The organism is Terrilactibacillus tamarindi (assembly GCF_009718825.1).
Taxonomy (GTDB): domain Bacteria; phylum Bacillota; class Bacilli; order Bacillales; family Sporolactobacillaceae; genus Terrilactibacillus; species Terrilactibacillus tamarindi.
In genome coordinates, this window is record NZ_WNHB01000010.1 from 43,089 (window position 1) to 60,717 (window position 17,629).

The window sequence follows — 17,629 nt, forward strand, 5'->3', positions numbered from 1 at the left end:
TAAAAACAAACAAGCCCTCAGTTTTGTTTCAAAAACAAAACTGAGGGCTTGTTTTATATAAAGTTAGGCTTTTGCAATACCAAGGAAAACCCCGCCAGAGATAATTAGAATGCTGGCAACCGTAATATAGACAAGTTGACGTTTTGTTTTCTTTTCCCCAAGAAAAACAATTCCGCCAAAAATGGATATAATAATACCCATTTGAGAGAGTGAAAAACTAGTCGCTACACCAAGTCTTGATTGAGACATGAAAAGGAACAAGTTTCCTGATGCCCAAATTAATCCAGGTAAGATATTTTTAACGGTGTATAGATTAAATGGTTTATGTTTCAGTGTAATAAATAGACTTCCAATTAGCATCCCAATGGCTTGTGGGAATAAGGCTACCCAACCGTCAACATGAAAGATTCGAGCAAAGACAACATAACCTAGAAAACCTAGTGAAGAAATAGTTAACGTGATAATTCCTTTTTTGAAATCTCCAGGATTATTAACTTCTTGTTTTCTGCCATCAATAGATGTTAAGACGACGCCGATAATGATAAAGATAATGGCCAAAGAACCAAGTAGGATCGTTTGAAGCGTTGACCACTCTTTGAATACGATTACACCGAAAAGCGCTGTCGTAACAAGTTGCATACCAGTAGATATCGGCATTGATTTAGATACGCCGAGATATGGAACGCTTTTAAATTGATTACTTTGTCCAACCGACCAAAAAAGTCCAGATATGATACCGACAAGAATAATGGTAGGTGTTAACTCAGGCCTAACTATAATAAACTGGGCTATAGACAAGATTAAAGCTCCTAGTGTCGTCCCCATCGTTTGATTAAATGGTCCACCGCCCATTTTCATACTGACTAAAATCATACTTCCCCAAGATAAAGAAGGAAGAATGCCTAAAAGAAAATCCATTATACCCATCTCACTTTCATCCAAAAAATTAATCTAAAAGCTATGTAAACGAGTACAAAAAGCGGTTTCATTTGGTTCTAAATAAATTAACCGTTTACATTTATATATATATTAAAATTATATATTTATAATAACAGATAAACTAGATTTTGAGAAATAAAAAATATTGATAGTTAAACGTTTACATAAAAAAGGAAACAAATATTTGTACGGCTGTGAACTTCCAATTTATTAGTTAAATTTCAGATAAAGACGCGATAAACATTTTTATTTATTGTTTGTAAAAATGTAAGGCTTTTCTAAACAGTGTGTAAACTATGTAAAAATTACCAATAATCTATCGTTAAACCTCACCATCTGTGATAAATTGTAGGAACTAAAACGATAAAAGGATGTGTTAAGTATGAGTGAAGTGGAATTGTTAAGTGTCTCTAAACTCTATGGCAATAAGCAACCTTATATTATCAAGAATCTTAGTGTGACTATTGAATCTGGTGAGTTTTTTGTTATTGTTGGGCCATCAGGATGTGGGAAAAGTACCCTTTTACGAATGATTGCGGGTCTAGAAGATATATCTGAAGGTGTTTTGCGTATCGGAGGAGAAATGGCCAATCATTGGTCCCCTAGCCAGCGTGACATCTCCATGGTCTTCCAAAATTATGCTCTTTATCCTCATCTCAATGTCCGTGAAAATATCATTTTTGGCTTACGGGTTAAAAAAATCTCACACGAAGAAAGAGAAAAACGATTACTTGAAGCTTGTGAAATGCTAAACCTCACAGACTATCTTAACAGAAAACCTCGTGAATTATCTGGCGGGCAAAGACAAAGAGTAGCTTTGGCTCGTGCCATCGTGAGTCAATCTCCTATTTGTTTAATGGATGAACCTTTGTCTAATTTGGATGCAAAATTACGGGCACATATGCGTAGTGAAATTAGAAAAATACAACGTCAATTTGGAACAACAATGATTTACGTTACGCATGATCAAGTTGAAGCGATGACAATGGGTGACCGTATGATGATTCTTAACCAAGGTGAAATTCAACAAATAGGTCGGCCGATCGATATCTATAATCACCCTGCAAATACCTTTGTAGCGTCATTTATTGGTTCACCGCAAATGAATATGTGTGAAGCGTATTATGATGGAACCTCTCAAGAACTAAGAATCAATAATGATTTGAAATTAACCATGGCTCTTCCTAAATTAAAAACGTCAACCTATATCATCGGTTTACGGCCAGAGTACATTCATATTCCTCAACCGAACAATTCGAATCAAACGACCGTTCAAGTAGTAATAAATCATGTAGAATTGCTCGGAAATGATACCCTCTTTTCCTTTCAAGTAAATGATCAACAATGGACCGCTAAATGGAATGGGCAGTGGTTATTTGAGCCAGGGGATAAAATTTCTATTGCACTAGATGCAGATGCCATATGCGTATTCGACAAGGGTACACGTCAGCTCGTTCATAGCTCAATCAAGCAAGATCATGACGAATTACAAAAAGGGGTGTTAGCTTAATGGCTATGGAAAATCCTACGTCGACGGGAAAGGTGCCTTCTCTTAATATGCCATACCGAACGTTTTGGGAGAAGACACGTCCTATTCAAGTTGCTATCTTATTTCTTCTTCCATCACTGATCTTATTTTCTGTATTTGTCTTCTATCCACTATTTCGTACGATCTATCTGAGCTTCTTTTTAACGAATCAAAAAGGTCTTCCAACCGTCTTTGTTGGGTTTGATAACTTTATTCAATTATTCCAATCGGCTGATTTTCTGCAAAGTATAGAGGCTACTTTTCTTTTTGTTTTGTATACCGTCCCAGCAAGTGTCGTAATTTCACTCTTTCTTGCTCTATTAGCCAATGAAAAACTTAAGGGAATTCATTTTTTTCGAACCATATTTGCTTCAAGCTTAGGTGTATCTGTCGCAGCAGCTTCTGTCACATGGCTATTTATATTTAATCCGACAATGGGTGTATTAAATCGAATGATTTCATTCTTTGGAATACCAGAAATAAATTGGTTGGCTGATCCCCACTGGGCATTGTTGGCTGTATCAATAACGACCATTTGGCTGAATCTTGGCTTTTCTTTTTTAATTATTCTTGGAGGCTTGCAAAATATTGATCAAAGTCTATATGAAAGTTCAAGCATTGATGGAGCAGGTTACTTCTATCAGCTTAGACGAATTACGATCCCTATGCTATCGCCAACACTGTTTTTTATCATGACCGTCTCTCTCATCAATGCGTTCCAAACCTTTGGTCAAATTGACTTACTTACAGGCGGGGGTCCTGGTCAAACCACCAATCTAATGGTCTACGCGATCTATAAAGACGCTTTTGTTAATTTCAATTTTGGCAAAGCAAGCGCTGAAGTCGTTATACTCTTTCTACTGATTCTTATTGTTACACTATTGCAATTTAAATTTGTTGAGAAGAAGGTGCACTACCAATGATGGCTATCAAAAGAGGAAGTCTTTATGTGGTCTTAATCCTTATCGCACTATTACTCTTTTTTCCGATCATATACGCTTTTCTCGTCAGTTTCATGTCAACAAAAGAGGTTTTAATGGGTCATTTGATACCAAAATCGTTTTCGTTGACAAATTATATCGATGCCTTTCAAGCATTACCGCTCCTTCATTCATTGATTAACAGTATGCTGGTTTCAATCATCACCACAATTGGTCAAATCATTGTTTGTAGTCTAGCTGCCTATGCTTTTGTATTTATTGAATTTAGGGGACGTCAATTTTTATTTTTTCTCTTTGTTTCAACCATGATGATACCATGGGAAGCGTCGATTATTCCTAATTTTGTTACAGTCCAAAAACTAGGGTGGATCAATCACTATGCAGCATTGACGATTCCATTCTTTGCAACTGCGTTTGGCACTTTCCTTTTAAGGCAGCATTTTAAAACCATACCAAAGGAATTACATGAAGCTTCTCGAATGGCTGGTCTTGGTCATTTGACTTTTTTTCTAAAAGTGGTCATGCCTGTTTCTAAAACGAGCCTCGTTACGTTAGGGATCTACTGCTTCTTGACGACATGGAATTCTTATCTCTGGCCGCTTCTTGTAACAACGGATGAACGTTCGAGAACGGCACAAATCGGGCTGCGACAACTTCATGCACAGGAAAATGTGACCCAGTGGGGTGTCGTTATGGCTGGTGTGGTTATTGTAGCCATTCCGACTTTACTTGTCTTGTTCTTAGGTCAAAAGCACTTACAAAAAGGCCTGATGGATGGGGCTGTTAAATAACGAATAAAGTGATTCTCATTTGTTATAAAACATATTCAGGAGAGGAATTAAAGAATGAAGAGGAAAATGATTGTTGCCGTTTTCTTATTAATGAGTTCAGTTCTACTTTCAGCTTGTTCGGGTCTATCTCATGCAGACGATAATCGAATTCAAATCGTTTTTTGGCATTCCATGGCTGGCCCTCCACTGGAGGCGTTAAATAAAATCGTTAATGATTTTAATCAGTCACAAGATGAAATTTACGTTAAACCAGAATATCAAGGTTCTTATGAGGAGTCATTGGCCAAATTTAGGCGTGTAGGAGGAACAGCCAATGCTCCCAACATTTATCAAGCTCAAGACATTGGTTCGAAGTATATGATGGAAAGCGGTGATATCGTCCCTGTTCAAAAATTAATGGACGAAGAACACTATAATATGAATCAATTGGAAAAAAATATAAGAAACTATTATACCGTGAATGGAAAGTTATATTCGATGCCATTTAACTCTTCGACACCTGTTGTTCTATATAACGCAGATGCTTTTAATAAAGCCGGACTTGATCCAAATAAGCCGCCAGAAACGTATTCACAATTTCGCGAGGCGGCAAAAAAACTAACGCAAGCAAACAAAGGAATGAAGGGTTTTTCTTTTCTTAATTATCCTTGGTTTTTTGAGGAATTACTCGCTGTCCAAGGCGGAGAATATATTAACCAAAACAATGGGAGAACAGGTCTTGCAACAAAGGCGACGTTCAACTCGCAAAAGGGATTAAATATTTTTAAGTGGTTAAGAGAAATGCAGAAAGATGGAACACTGGCTAATTACGGAACGAGTGGCGATAATGAATCGTCTGGATTTCTAACTCAAAAAGTTGGGATGTTCATGTCATCTTCAGCAAGTATGGCTGAAATGTTTAAGAATGCACCATTTAAGGTAGGGGTAGCTTACATACCAAGGCCTGACAATATTGAAAGGCAAGGAGTCGTGATTGGAGGCGCTTCACTTTGGTTATCTAAGGGAAAGAGTGCTAAAGAAGAAAAAGCCGCCTTTGCTTTTATGAAATATATGGCTTCGCCAAAGGCACAAGCAGATTGGCATATTCATACAGGCTATTTTCCGATTAATCCGGGTGCTTATAAAGAGCCCATTATTATAAAAAATTATAAGAAAACACCTCAATTTAAAGTAGCAGTTAATCAATTTCACGATACAAAATCAACGTATGCCACTCGTGGTCCCATGATGACGTTAATGCCTCAATCGCGAGTCATTATGTCACGTGCGATTGATGATTTATATCAAGGGAAGAATTTACAACAATCATTAGACACAGCAGCTGACCATGTTAATGAAGCTATTGCACAAATGAATCTTGCAAATAAAAAGTGATACACTAGTTATTAGAACAAGCTTTTAAAAATAAGAAGGAGGGGCTAAATGTGAAAACGGCTATTTTTGCCCACCGAGGGAGTAAAGGTAATCGTCCGGAAAATACCATCGCTGCATTTAAGGAAGCAATGCGAATTAATAGTGATGGAATTGAGCTTGATGTTCACTTAACGAAAGATCAGGAACTTGTGATTATTCATGATGAGAAAATAGATCGTACAACAAACGGAAAAGGCTATGTGAAAGATTACACTTTGCAACAACTTAAACAGTTTGATGCAGGGGTCTGGTTTTCAGATGAATATAAAAGTGAACGAATCCCAACCTTAAAAGAAGTCTTAATACTTCTTAAAGATTATGAAGGAACGTTGAATATTGAACTAAAAACCGATCGAATTGACTATCCATTTATTGAGCAGAAAGTGATAGATGCAGTCCATGAATGGCGCCCAAATCACCCGACACTCTATTCATCTTTTAATCATGAATCACTCGCTAGACTAAAAGCCATTGAACCAGAAGCAGACTTTGGAATCCTCTTGTTCGAAAAGTTATATGATCCTTGGCTTTATGCAAGACACATTGGGGCTTCTAGCCTTCATCTATATAAACCTGCAGCATTATCGCCTTCAACTTCAATTATTCAGGATGAAGGCTTAGCTGTTAGAGCTTGGACCATTAATGATGCGGATGATATGAGACGTTTATTTGCATTAGGCGTTGATGGGATTATGACGGACTATCCTGAAAAAGCCATGGAGATTAGAGAGGAATTTAAGGAACTAGAAGTACAAAAGAAATAAAGGTACGAATTTTCATGTTTATTGCTGAAATTTTTTATATTTAGCGATTAGTAAATATTGCCACCCAATAGGCCCACCTTTGCCATGTTTTTATACCATTTAGGACATATTTTAGACCCATCTCTGCCAAACAGAGGACCACTCCTCCTATATAATGGAATTGCACTATGTTGTGCAAATCTATTATATAGGAGGGTTTTTGTGGTTAAATATCGAGAAATTCTTAGGCTGCATGCCCAAGGAGTAAGTCAAAGGGGTAGCATTAGTTGCACCAACTCGAGAAATACGATTAGAGAGGTGGTTAAAAGGGCTCAAAAGTTAAATATTTCTTGGCCGTTAGAGGTGGATATGACAGATAGTGATCATCAAGAACTTCTGTTTCCTGAAAAGCATGAGGCATCTAATTTCAGGAGAAACCAGATTGTGAACACATCCATAAGGAATTAGCTAAGCCAGGAGTGAACGTAGCTCTTTTATGGGATGAGTATTGTTTAAGTTGTAGGGCAAGTGATGAAATCCCCTAGAGTTGTAGGGAATTTTGTCGTTTCTATCATGATTACGCTAGGAAAACAAAAGCAACTATACGAATTAAACGTAAGCCAGGCGAACAGCTTGAGGTGGATTGGGCCTGACAAACAATGAGTCTGACAGATAATTTGACTGATGAAGATATTCCTGTCTATATATTCGTCTTTGCCCTGTCGTGTAGTCAATACGCTTATGTAGAGGGATTCCCTATTAAAAAATTAAACTATGAATAATTCAGGTTACTTGAGACAAAAATTACATTAGGTAAATTGGCATGAAATGCGTCAAAGGCTGTCTTAAAACTCCCCATCTCCTCAATATAAATAAAAAAGTCGATTCATCATGTAACGCTTAAGAATCGACTTTTTTATTTTTTTTTTTATTTGTAAATTTTCTTGTATTTGGTGTTTTATTTGTTTTTGATTACAACACTTATGATCCAATCTATTCTCTTGAATTAATAAAGCAGCATAACCAGAAGTATAAGCTGTTGCAAACGATACCCCTGTATCCAATGTCATTTTGTTCTTAAAATACAGGCTAATAATATCTTCTCCCGGTGCAAATACATCTACTTTTTTATCTTTAAACTCTTTTGTATAGATTTTTCCTCATTGTATTTAACATCCCTACATTAATCGCTTCTTTATATGCACCCGGATAAGAGGAGAGTGTAAAATATTTTGTGTAAATGAATAAAACAATGAAAAAGGAAGACCTTTTCCTGGTAGAATAAAGTCACCACAACTCATCCATAGAAAAGAGGTCTTCCCTATGAACCAGCTTACAACAGAAATCGTCGATGCACTAGTAAAAAACAAGATATTACGGAAGTTTTTCGTTCTCATTTAGAAAAAGCAATCAACTCGCTCTTGGTAACCGAACTTACGAGTTTTCTAGATTATGAAAAATATGACCGTATCGGTTTCAACTCTGGTAATTCACGAAATGGCTCTTATTCACGTACTCTCCACACCGAATAGGGGGACCTAAATATCCAGATTCCTCGTGATCGTAATGGCGAGTTTAAGCAACAGACGATAGCTCCTTATAAACGCTCCAACGACACATTAGAGTCAACGGTTATTCACCTCTTTCAAAAAGGAATGACGATGGCTGAAATCGCAAATCTGATTGAAAAGATGTATGGTCATCATTATACGCCACAGACCATTTCTAACATGACAAAAGCAGTTTCTGAAACGGTTGAAGCGTTCAATCATCGCCAACTACATCATCGCTATGTGTGCGTCTATTTAGATGCAACCTATATTGCGATACGTCGTGATACCGTGTCCAAAGAAGCTGTATACATCGCCGTTGGAATTCGTGAAGATGGTTCCAAGGAAGTCCTTGCCTATACGATTGCCCCAACAGAATCGGCGTATAACTGGCAAGAACTACTAGAAGAAATCAAAGGTCGTGGTGTAGAAGACGTCCTATTATTCATTTCAGATGGCTTAAAAGGCATGGTAGATGTTCTTTCAAGCGTCTTTCCAAAAGCGAGATACCAAACGTGTCTCGTACACGTAGCACGCAATATTTTACATAAAGTGCGCATAGGAGATCGTCAGGAGATCTGCGATGATTTTAAAACGATTCAACAAGCAGAAGACACTGAATCAGGTCAAGCAGCCCTAGATGCCTTTAATCCATTCTGGTCAGGGTAGCCATTACACAATCCTTAAATTTCAAAAGTTATTAAAGAAATATGGTTTAGGCCAGTAATGTCTAGAAGAGGAAAATGTTGGGACAATGCCCCGCAGGAGTCTTTTTTTGGTCATTTAATAGATGAAGTAGATTATCAATCTTCTAAATCATTAAGAGAGCTAAAGGACAAAATAAATCATTACATGTTTACTATAACAACTATCGATATCAATGGAATTTAAAAAAAGATGACTCCTATTCAATTTAGGAATCATCTTCTAGCAGCTTAATTCTCTTTTTTTTAATGTGTCCTTGACATAGGTGCCAGATTACTTACTATTTTTGTTTTTTTTCTTTATTTCTTTTACAATTTTTGTGGAATTAACTGCAATAACAATTACCGACACTATTAATACAATTTCAATAATAAGACCTGTATATGATACTAGTGTATGAGACATTGGTAATCCTCCGTTTAAATTCTATATTTTATTATATATTAGTTGAGGAATAATAAGTATTTTTACCAACATAAAGGTCTAAATGTTGTGTTGCTCCAGTTGGGCCAATTATGGCTTGGAATCTTAGCATTCCATGTGCTTTGTACGTACTAGTTTCGTATTTTCTTACCAGTTTAAGTTCAACGTCAGAATATGACCCTCCCCAAACTACGATATCATAACTATAAATTCTGTCAATTAGATCGTAAGCACCATTAATGTTTTCAAAATCAGCTTTAAAAGAACAAGTTACAGCACCATTACCAGTTCCTACAGTTGCTCCATGATGGATTGTATATCCTGTTCCTGATGTAACCGTGCCTCCAGTAACAGACAATGGACTAATTAAGTTAGGGTTTGTGTTATCAGTTTTTGGTACTTCAACAGTAGTGACACTTATTGATCCATCAGGATATACTTTCTTAGTAACTTTCTGATTATTACCGGAAATTGGATCTAACTTGCCATATGTTTGAATAGTCGCTGTGCCTTGAGAGTCATCTCCCTTCAAAGCATCTATGGCTAGTCCATTATTCCACTTTTTAACTAGTTTCTGTATTGTACTTTGACTAACCCCATAACTTTTCCAGAAATCAACTAAATGATTTAGAGTAACTTTTTCATCAGTTACCCCATGAGGACTATTTGATTTAGAGTTTTCTTCTGCAAATGATAAATTTCCTACTACGACAAAGGCTAACATTACTGCAAAAAAAAGCTGTTACTATTTTCTTCATAAAATACCTTCTTTATGGGTATGTTTCAAATAATAACCTAATAAAAACAAAAATGTTGTCGAAAAACATCGAACCATTAAAAAAATAACAAATACATTACAAATGTGCTAACATTAAAGACCAATTGATAAAATCACACTACAAATTATTGTTGCATAAAAATATTACTTTAGTGTGGATTTGAAATAAAGTTGACCCGGCCTAAGGTCTATTCTGCAATCTTTTTATATTGAGAAACACAATATACTTATGGCTCTTGTTTTTATACCAAACTTCGCATCTTGTTTCAAATCCACAGATCTTTTACACGCTGCTTTCCTGTTTACACAGCAAATTCATGTTTTAACGCTCAAGCTTTGTTTTAAACAACACACTATTTAGTATTGGATTTTGATTTTTTTAAACTCAAATAGAATGCTTCAGTTTTATCTTTGCATGTGACATTTGCATCAAATTCACTTTTACCTTTGAAATCCTTGTTAAGATTAATGTTACCTTTCTCAAAGCAGCTTCCTCGTATTGGATTCACAGATCTACTTGGAATACAGATACACAAGGTCTTCAATATGAAACAACCAATGATGCTATAGAATGATCATTTCCATATAAATCATCAAGAAGTTTATAAGGTCAATCTGTTCAGTCAATGAAAAAAGACATCATCTATCTTGAACAAGAAAACAGGAACACTGAAATAATAAAAGGGACTGCATTTATGCAGTCCCTAATTCCATGATATAGCAGAAGAGTGAGTCCTTACCGCTATCCGTGCTTCCAGTTTTGGAATGATGATAAAGTAAAGAAGAGTACCTATTAAACCAATACTTGTAATTATGATAGCCATGGATAAAGCAGATAAGTAGGTACTTAGTGTAATAGTTAAAGAAGTTATGAGCATAGCGATATTGTATTTTAGTCCATTGATGGCCATGTAAGTACTTCTCGCGTCATCTGGTGGAATGGCTGCAGTATACGACTGTTCCACAGGGACACGAAAAACTTCACCTACAGTGAGAATCAACATGAATAGAATGAGCAACCAGACATTTGTAAAAAATGATAAACAACCATAACCAATCGAGAATAAAGTACAACTCACGATCAAAGTTGCTTTATCATTTAAAAGGTGACTCACTTTAGATACGAATAGGACTAGAATGGCTACCAAAAAGGTATTTTCGCTCCGTAAGAAACCCATCATCGTGATTCCATCCATGTTCCAGAAAAGAAAGGATTGGGTCGGCATATATTTGCTGAGTCTGATGCCAATATAGTTGGTGAGTTGCAGTTCCATTGAGAATACAAGTATCCCAGCCGTAACAAAAATGATAAAGAGCTTGTCTTTAAAAACAAGTTTATAATTAGTGAATAACTTCATGATGTGCTGGGTAGGTTTAATCGAGTCGTTCTTTGGCGAATGACTTTCTTCAATGAAGTAAGCAACAAGAATAACCAAGACACCTTGAACAATACAAAGCGCCATAAACAATTCAAATAGATAGTGTTGAAATAGCATAGCTCCTAATATTCCGCCAATCGCTATGGATAGATTATTAGCCCAATAAGTCACCGAATACATCAATTTTCTTTGCTCAGGGGTACTAACATCAATCAACATGGCTTCGTTAGCTGGACCTGCAAGTCCCCAACTGATACTATTGATGATCATCATGAGATATGTCATGATGGCTGATTCAAAAAACGGTGAATTTGATACCATCATAATGATAAAAGCACCAAATCGCATTAATTCAGCTATCAGCATCATTTTTTTACGGCCAAACTGATCCGATAAATAACCTCCAACAAAAGAATTTGCAATGCCAATAAAAACAGTCATAAGCAATAATAGGCCAGTTGTTTTTGTCCCGAAGTGGTGCGCTAAATAAATCGTCATAAAAGGGAAAATCATACCGCCAACAAAGCGACTAGTAAAAGTTTCAATGATTCTTATTTTGATATTTTTATGGAAGTCTCTGAATCGCAAGAGATGAATCCCTTCTTTCTATGTCGTATCAAATAAAAAAGAGCTTTTAAATTGTACCATAAAAAAGTAAAAATGGTATTGTTCACAGACAATAAAACAGATTCTTCGTTAAAAACAGAAATGTATGAATGAATAAAATATGATAAAATGAAGGGCATAATAAAGAGAAATTAAATAAAAATTTTCCTTGAAACATGGTGGCGTATGTTGACATCCTTAGTTATCTAATTGAATTAAGTATTAGAAAGTTAATGCCTTCGTATGGATGTATGATGAAAGGAATCAAAAGGAGTATTTATAAATGGTGAACTTTAAAGCATCTTCTATTGTTGATCAGCTTCCCCCAAATTATTTTAGTAAAATTGAAAATAAAGTGACAGCTTATAAAGAAAAAGGAATCGATGTCATCAATCTCGCCAGTGGCAGCCCAGATCAACCGACGCCACCGCATATCGTTCAAGCACTAAAAGATGCGATCGATAGGGATGATAATCGTGGTTATCCACCATTTCGTGCAAAGAAAAATATTCGTGAGGCGATCAGTACATTTTACAAACGGGAATATAACGTTGATATCGATCCGGAAACGGAAGTGACGATTTTCAATGGTTCGACCATTGGGATTGTAGGAATTCCGCAAGCTTTGCTTGAACCAGGGGATTATCTGATTACAACGGATCCGACTTATCCCATCTATTATTCAGCCGCGAAACTTGCAAGAGCAGAAATATTTAATATCCCTGTATATGAGAAAGATGATTTCTTGCCTGATTACAATCTGGTTCCAACAGACATTGCAGAAAAAGCCAAGCTCTTGATGATTAATTATCCAAATAACCCGACAGGAGCCATTGCCACGCCTGATTTCTTTGAAAAAACAATCGACTTTGCGAAGGAAAATCAACTACCCATTATGCATGACTTTGCCTATGGGGCTTTTGGATTTGATGGTCATAAGCCTTTAAGTTTAATACAAATGCCAGGTGGTAAAGAGTATGGTGTTGAAACCTATACAGCTTCGAAAACATATAACATGGCTGGCTGGCGTTTAGGTTTTGCCGTAGGTAATGCCTCTATTATTGATGCGTTGGATCGTTTTCATGATCATGCATTTAGCAACGTGTTTGGTGCTGTTCAAGATGCAGCAGCTGTGGCTTTGTTATCGAATCAAGATTCAGTTAAAGAACTGGCTAAGTTATATGAACATAGGCGGAATGTATTAGTGCAGAGTATGCGGGAGATTGGTTGGGATGTTTCTGCACCGAAAGGCTCTTTCTTTGCCTGGTTTAAAGTTCCCGAAGGTTTTACATCACGAACCTTCACTGAATTTTTATTAGATGAAGTCCAAGTCGTTGTTGCTCCAGGTGAAGGCTTTGGAAAAAATGGCAGTCAATATGTACGTCTTAGCCTATTAAAAGACGATGATCGTTTAAGGGAAGCTGCCAATCGAATTAAGAAAACGGGGATTTTCACAACCCCCCTTGCTTAAAAATAAACGAACATGTGTAACGTCCTGATATTTACATTGAATCAGGGCGTTTTTTTACGACTGCTATTCAATCCAATTCATATATATATTGGAAAGTTTTTACCCTTTTTATTAGTATATTAAGTTAAGGAGGGGAAGGTTTGGTGACTTTTTGAACAACCTCTTAAAGGAGAAAAAGCTAATGAATGGCCATTATACTCAATGCCCTTCACGAATTAAGCTCTACATCGAAGAGAGCGAGAATCCATATGATACTCCGCTACTTGTTATATGTACTAGGTAAGTGACAGAAAATAAATAAGGGGAATAATTATAATTCTCCCCCTATCCCAAATACTCGCTACATTATCCACCAACAAATCCACCGCCATTAATATGAATGCACTCACCGGTGACATATCTCGATGAATCCGAGGCTAAGTAGACATAAGCATCGGCAAGTTCGAATGGCTGAGCTGCTCGTTTCATAGGAGCATCAGCCCCAAAACTTGAAGCTTCTTCTGCTGAGAAAGAAGAAACAATTAAAGGCGTCCATACCGGACCTGGTGCAATTTGATTGACGCGAATATCTTTCTCAACAAGATTCAAAGCAAGAGCACGTGTAAAGCCAACGATTGCACCTTTTGTTGATGTATAGTCGAGAAGGGTTTTATGTCCTCTATAGGCATTCACTGAAGTTGTATTAATAATGGAACTTCCTGGTCCCATGTAAGGAAGAGCTGCTTTTGTTAAGAAGAAAAATGAATAGATATTCGTTCTAAATGTATGGTCTAATTGGGCTTCTGAGATGTTTAAAATACTGCGTTGTGGATATTGTACAGCACAGTTATTCACTAATATATCAACCCGCCCAAAAGTGGATACAACATGCTGAATGGATTGAACAGAGTTGGCTTCACGTTGAAGATCAGCAGGGATTGCCAAACATCTTCTTCCTAGTTGCTCTATGCGTTGTTTTGTAAAGGCGGCATCTTCATGCTCATTTAAGTAAATAATAGCGACATCAGCCCCTTCTTTTGCAAAGGCTACAGCTGCAGCGCGCCCAATGCCGCTATCCCCACCTGAAATGACCGCAACTTTATTTAACAATTTTTGGGAACCTTTTACATTTGGGTTTTCAAAAATTGGTTTAGGATTCATTAAATATTCCATGCCTGGTTGGTAATTTTGATGTTGTGGTGGAAAAGTCAAAGGAACTTCTTCGCATTTTTCAGTAGATGAGTAATAGGGGTACTCTGGATACATGATTAAACCTCCCATTGTCTGGATAAAACTACTCTATTCAATATGGGCTGTTAGTGTGATTTTATATTGTTGGAAAATATTTTTAAAATAACCATTGATCATTTAGACATATTTTTTCCCTGAAACCTATTTTTCGTCAAAATTCTCGTTCATTAGGATGCTTTATTATATGTTATCAACAGGTTATAAACAAATTGACCACAGATTACCCACAATAAAAAAATGAATTATTAACAGAAACTCTTTGATTTATCCACATTGTACACAGATAAAAAGTAGTTGTACACATTATTAACAATATTAACAGAGTAAAAACGTATGTTTTGTGGATAACTATGCGTTATTAATGAAGATTAAAGACTGACTTGTGGAAAAGTAAAGTTTTCGACAAAATTGTTGCTCGTTTTACTAAATTAAGATATCTGTCTAAAATAAAAGCAAGGTATATATATCGATGGGTAGATCTTCGCGTAGAAAAATATGTTAGACCATAATTTTGAGGAAATCAGGTTTTTAGTCTAGAAAGTTGCTGACTGGTAGATTTAATTAACTTAGAAAGGATTGAAAGAATTGTCGATCTTAAAAAGAGGAGACACGATTGGATTAATGGCTTGTTCAGACGGTCGCCCTTTAAAATATAAAGATAAATTGAAGCAATTAGAAACGGTTCTGTCAGAAATGGATCTCGGCGTGGAATGGGCAAGCACCATTTATCAACAAAAGGAGTCGCCATTTAGTGGGACGCCAAAAGAAAGAGCGGATGAACTGATGCGGTTGTTTACTTCAGACCATGTAAAAGTTATTTTTGATATCTCTGGAGGAGATGCGGCAAATCAGATTTTACCTTATTTGGATTTTGATGCAATTAGAAAGCATCCCAAATGGTTTGTTGGTATGAGTGATTTATCTGTTGTTAATAATGCCCTACTCACATGTGCAGGCTTACCTACAGTCCATTATGCCATTACCACGTTAATTGGTCAGCATGCTGAGGGACAAAGAGAATGGTTTATTAACGCCTTTATGCAAGAAACAGACGTCTTAAAACAGACTGATTTTTCCTATCAATGGCTACGGGGAGAGAGCATGGAAGGGGTCGTTGTTGGTGGAAATTTACGTTGCTTCTTAAAATTATCCGGAACACGCTATTTTCCTGAATTAAATCATAAAATTCTTTTTTTAGAAGCATTGGGAGGCAAGACTGCTCGGATGGCATCTATGCTATCTCAATTGGAGCAAATAGGGGCTTTTTCCGCATGCAAGGGTATCTTGTTAGGTACTTTTTCTGAGATGCAACAAACAGAACAAAAGCCAACCATTGAAGAACTTGTTCATCACATCACAGAAAAATATTATTTACCTATTGCAAAAACGGAACGACTAGGACATGGCAGTGATGCCATTGGAATTCCTATTGGTTTAAATTTGGCCTTTTAATCTTGCAACACAGAATACGGTACTTTCATGTGAATAATCCCATTCGAGTAAGGGGCAATTTGATAAAGTTGAAAAACCATTACAAACCCATCCTTATAAAAATAAAATTGATCTTTTTTTGTATCGATCCCTTTAAATTCATCTAAAAATATATCGTATCGTCCAGACTCTTTCAGCTCAATCAATTGTTTTTTAATATAACGATTCACTTTATCGACTTGTTTTGGTGTCCGGACAATATCATCAAGATGATATCTTTTTCCGTTATTGGTATTGTAGTTGTACACTTCTTCATACGTATTGCCATGAGCTCCACCTGTGAATGTGGAATCTAAGAATGAGACACTTAAACGGTGATCCTGGTTGTATCTTATAATTGGTTTTGTCATGGCATAGTACGGACCAGGAATGCCGATTAATTTATCATGTTCATACTGTTCTTTTACCTTCTCATCTTCTTTTTTAATACGTTTTGCGTGATTCAGAAAGGATTGATTGATCTTATTTTTAACGTTTTTATTTTTAATACCTGCTGTGATAACAGGATATTGAATGTCATTAGCCAACTCTTTGATTTTTATCACAACAGCGTTAGTTCTAGCTGCCTTAGATTGATTAAGGGGACAAAATACCATAAACAAGAAGAGCATTGAAAGTGTTATACACAAGACAAGCCTTCTTTGTTTTGATTTATGACACATGAGGGCAACGTCCTTTCTTACGTTATATGACATACTATCCCCATTTATATGAGGCACATGAATCGTTTTAAATGGTAATTTAAGCTAAAATAAGAAGGGTGAGATCATTCATTATCACTTTTTTCGGGAGGAATAAAAGATGATTATTATTCATGCATTATTCAAAGTAAAACCTGAACAACGTGAAGGTTTTCTTGTTGAAACGAAACCTTTAATAGCAGGATCTAAGGGAGAAGAAGGGAATATTAGTTATAATCTTTTTGAAGATGTCTCAAACCCAAATACGTTTATTGTAGTTGAAGAATGGAAAAATGAAGAAGCAGTTAAAATTCACAATCAAGAACCCCACTTTAGGGCATTTGGCGAAAAGTCTGGAGAATTTTTATTAGAACCAATGAAAGTGACCACCTACAGAGGCGAGGAAGTTAAATAATATGTGGTAAGTTCATATAGCTCCACTTATCTGAATGAGAGTTTCCTCTCCTTTTTTCAGAAGTGGAGCTTTTTCTTGTGATAAGAAATCTACATATAAAATAACTTATAAAAACACATTAAAACATACAAGCCAATTCCTGTTAACATACAAGGGAAAGCAGCCATAAAAAGATGCATAGCCCAAGCAATATCAGGATGCTCATCTTGAGAGTTTGATTTTATAGAGTGGATGACTGCAGATACGCATAATGATAATATCACTAAAATGAGAAGAAATATGGAGAAAGCACCAGAAGCACTTAATAACGAATCAAAGCTTCTTTTATAGATCGCATAAAAAACCGATATAATCACTAAGACGACACCTATAAAAATGGATCGATACAAAGAGAACACCACCTAACCAGAAAATGAAATATTATTATCTTTTATTAGATAATATATCCAAAAGTTAGGAGAACCACACATGTGATTAAAGGTGAATGCCTTCAATTATTTCCTCGTCCAAAAAATACTCCTAGTAAACAAATGGGTATTATAAAAT

General features: G+C 36.2%; 15 protein-coding genes and 2 pseudogenes. 10 read left to right on the forward strand and 7 right to left on the reverse strand.

All coding sequences use genetic code 11. From position 1 onward, the window contains the following. Positions 1-63: 63 nt before the first annotated feature. Positions 64-918 (reverse strand): GRP family sugar transporter, encoded by an 855-nt coding sequence (locus GMB86_RS07685; protein ID WP_155218487.1) that lies wholly within the window; start codon positions 916-918, stop codon positions 64-66. A 403-nt stretch (positions 919-1,321) separates the two neighbouring features. Between GMB86_RS07685 and GMB86_RS07690 the strand changes: the two genes are divergently transcribed. The 5 genes from GMB86_RS07690 to GMB86_RS07710 are packed head-to-tail and all read left to right on the forward strand — an operon-like array spanning position 1,322 to position 6,376. Then, complete coding sequence (locus GMB86_RS07690) at positions 1,322-2,449, forward strand: ABC transporter ATP-binding protein (protein ID WP_155218383.1); 1,128 nt, start codon at positions 1,322-1,324, stop codon at positions 2,447-2,449. A gap of 5 nt (positions 2,450-2,454) precedes the next feature. Continuing rightward, a complete protein-coding gene (locus tag GMB86_RS07695; protein WP_155218489.1) occupies positions 2,455-3,390 on the forward strand; it encodes a carbohydrate ABC transporter permease in 936 nt (311 codons plus the stop codon). Continuing rightward, positions 3,387-4,199, forward strand: coding sequence for a carbohydrate ABC transporter permease (locus GMB86_RS07700; RefSeq protein WP_155218385.1), 813 nt, complete (start codon positions 3,387-3,389; stop codon positions 4,197-4,199). Before GMB86_RS07695 ends, GMB86_RS07700 begins: the two co-directional genes overlap by 4 nt. A 54-nt stretch (positions 4,200-4,253) precedes the next feature. Further along, entirely contained in the window at positions 4,254-5,573 is a 1,320-nt protein-coding gene (locus GMB86_RS07705; RefSeq protein WP_230459043.1) for an ABC transporter substrate-binding protein, read from the forward strand. 50 nt (positions 5,574-5,623) lie between these two features. After that, positions 5,624-6,376, forward strand: coding sequence for a glycerophosphodiester phosphodiesterase (locus GMB86_RS07710; protein WP_329602814.1), 753 nt, complete (start codon positions 5,624-5,626; stop codon positions 6,374-6,376). An 842-nt stretch (positions 6,377-7,218) separates the two neighbouring features. Here the strand turns inward: GMB86_RS07710 and GMB86_RS07715 are convergent. Then, the gene (locus GMB86_RS07715; RefSeq protein WP_329602823.1) at positions 7,219-7,509 is read right to left on the reverse strand and encodes a S8 family serine peptidase; all 291 of its coding nucleotides are present in this window, start codon (positions 7,507-7,509) and stop codon (positions 7,219-7,221) included. Positions 7,510-7,678: 169 nt separating this feature from the next. Between GMB86_RS07715 and GMB86_RS07720 the strand changes: the two are divergent. Together GMB86_RS07720 and GMB86_RS07725 are read left to right on the forward strand one after the other, a co-directional pair. After that, positions 7,679-8,565: pseudogene (locus tag GMB86_RS07720) on the forward strand (IS256 family transposase); the annotation flags it as partial. Further along, positions 8,555-8,844 (forward strand): annotated as a pseudogene (locus tag GMB86_RS07725) (IS3 family transposase); the annotation flags it as partial. The pseudogenes GMB86_RS07720 and GMB86_RS07725, both read left to right, overlap by 11 nt. 202 nt (positions 8,845-9,046) lie before the next feature. Here GMB86_RS07725 and GMB86_RS07730 read toward each other — a convergent pair. Both GMB86_RS07730 and GMB86_RS07735 read right to left on the reverse strand, forming a co-directional pair. Then, positions 9,047-9,757 carry a hypothetical protein gene (locus tag GMB86_RS07730; RefSeq protein ID WP_155218388.1) on the reverse strand — a complete coding sequence of 237 codons (711 nt, stop codon included), beginning with the start codon at positions 9,755-9,757 and terminating at the stop codon, positions 9,047-9,049. A 758-nt stretch (positions 9,758-10,515) separates the two neighbouring features. Beyond that, on the reverse strand, positions 10,516-11,778 hold the full coding sequence (locus tag GMB86_RS07735; RefSeq protein ID WP_155218389.1) for an MDR family MFS transporter: 1,263 nt from the start codon (positions 11,776-11,778) through the stop codon (positions 10,516-10,518). 301 nt (positions 11,779-12,079) lie between these two features. Between GMB86_RS07735 and GMB86_RS07740 the strand changes: the two genes are divergently transcribed. Beyond that, positions 12,080-13,267, forward strand: coding sequence for an aminotransferase class I/II-fold pyridoxal phosphate-dependent enzyme (locus GMB86_RS07740; protein ID WP_155218391.1), 1,188 nt, complete (start codon positions 12,080-12,082; stop codon positions 13,265-13,267). A 345-nt stretch (positions 13,268-13,612) separates the two neighbouring features. Here the strand turns inward: GMB86_RS07740 and GMB86_RS07745 are convergent, their stop codons facing one another. After that, a complete protein-coding gene (locus tag GMB86_RS07745; RefSeq protein WP_155218392.1) occupies positions 13,613-14,512 on the reverse strand; it encodes an SDR family oxidoreductase in 900 nt (299 codons plus the stop codon). A 561-nt stretch (positions 14,513-15,073) separates the two neighbouring features. Between GMB86_RS07745 and GMB86_RS07750 the strand changes: the two genes are divergently transcribed. Then, entirely contained in the window at positions 15,074-15,949 is an 876-nt protein-coding gene (locus GMB86_RS07750; protein ID WP_230459044.1) for a S66 peptidase family protein, read from the forward strand. Here GMB86_RS07750 and GMB86_RS07755 read toward each other — a convergent pair. Then, positions 15,946-16,650, reverse strand: a complete 705-nt coding sequence (locus GMB86_RS07755; protein ID WP_196220159.1) for a DUF3298 and DUF4163 domain-containing protein — start codon at positions 16,648-16,650, stop codon at positions 15,946-15,948. The two genes, GMB86_RS07750 and GMB86_RS07755, sit on opposite strands and share 4 nt — an antisense overlap. A gap of 139 nt (positions 16,651-16,789) precedes the next feature. Between GMB86_RS07755 and GMB86_RS07760 the strand changes: the two genes are divergently transcribed. After that, the gene (locus GMB86_RS07760; RefSeq protein WP_155218396.1) at positions 16,790-17,083 is read left to right on the forward strand and encodes a putative quinol monooxygenase; all 294 of its coding nucleotides are present in this window, start codon (positions 16,790-16,792) and stop codon (positions 17,081-17,083) included. Positions 17,084-17,172: 89 nt separating this feature from the next. Here the strand turns inward: GMB86_RS07760 and GMB86_RS07765 are convergent, their stop codons facing one another. Then, positions 17,173-17,472: a hypothetical protein gene (locus tag GMB86_RS07765; RefSeq protein ID WP_155218398.1), complete on the reverse strand. Its 300-nt coding sequence runs from the start codon at positions 17,470-17,472 to the stop codon at positions 17,173-17,175. Between the last annotated feature and the right edge of the window lie 157 nt (positions 17,473-17,629).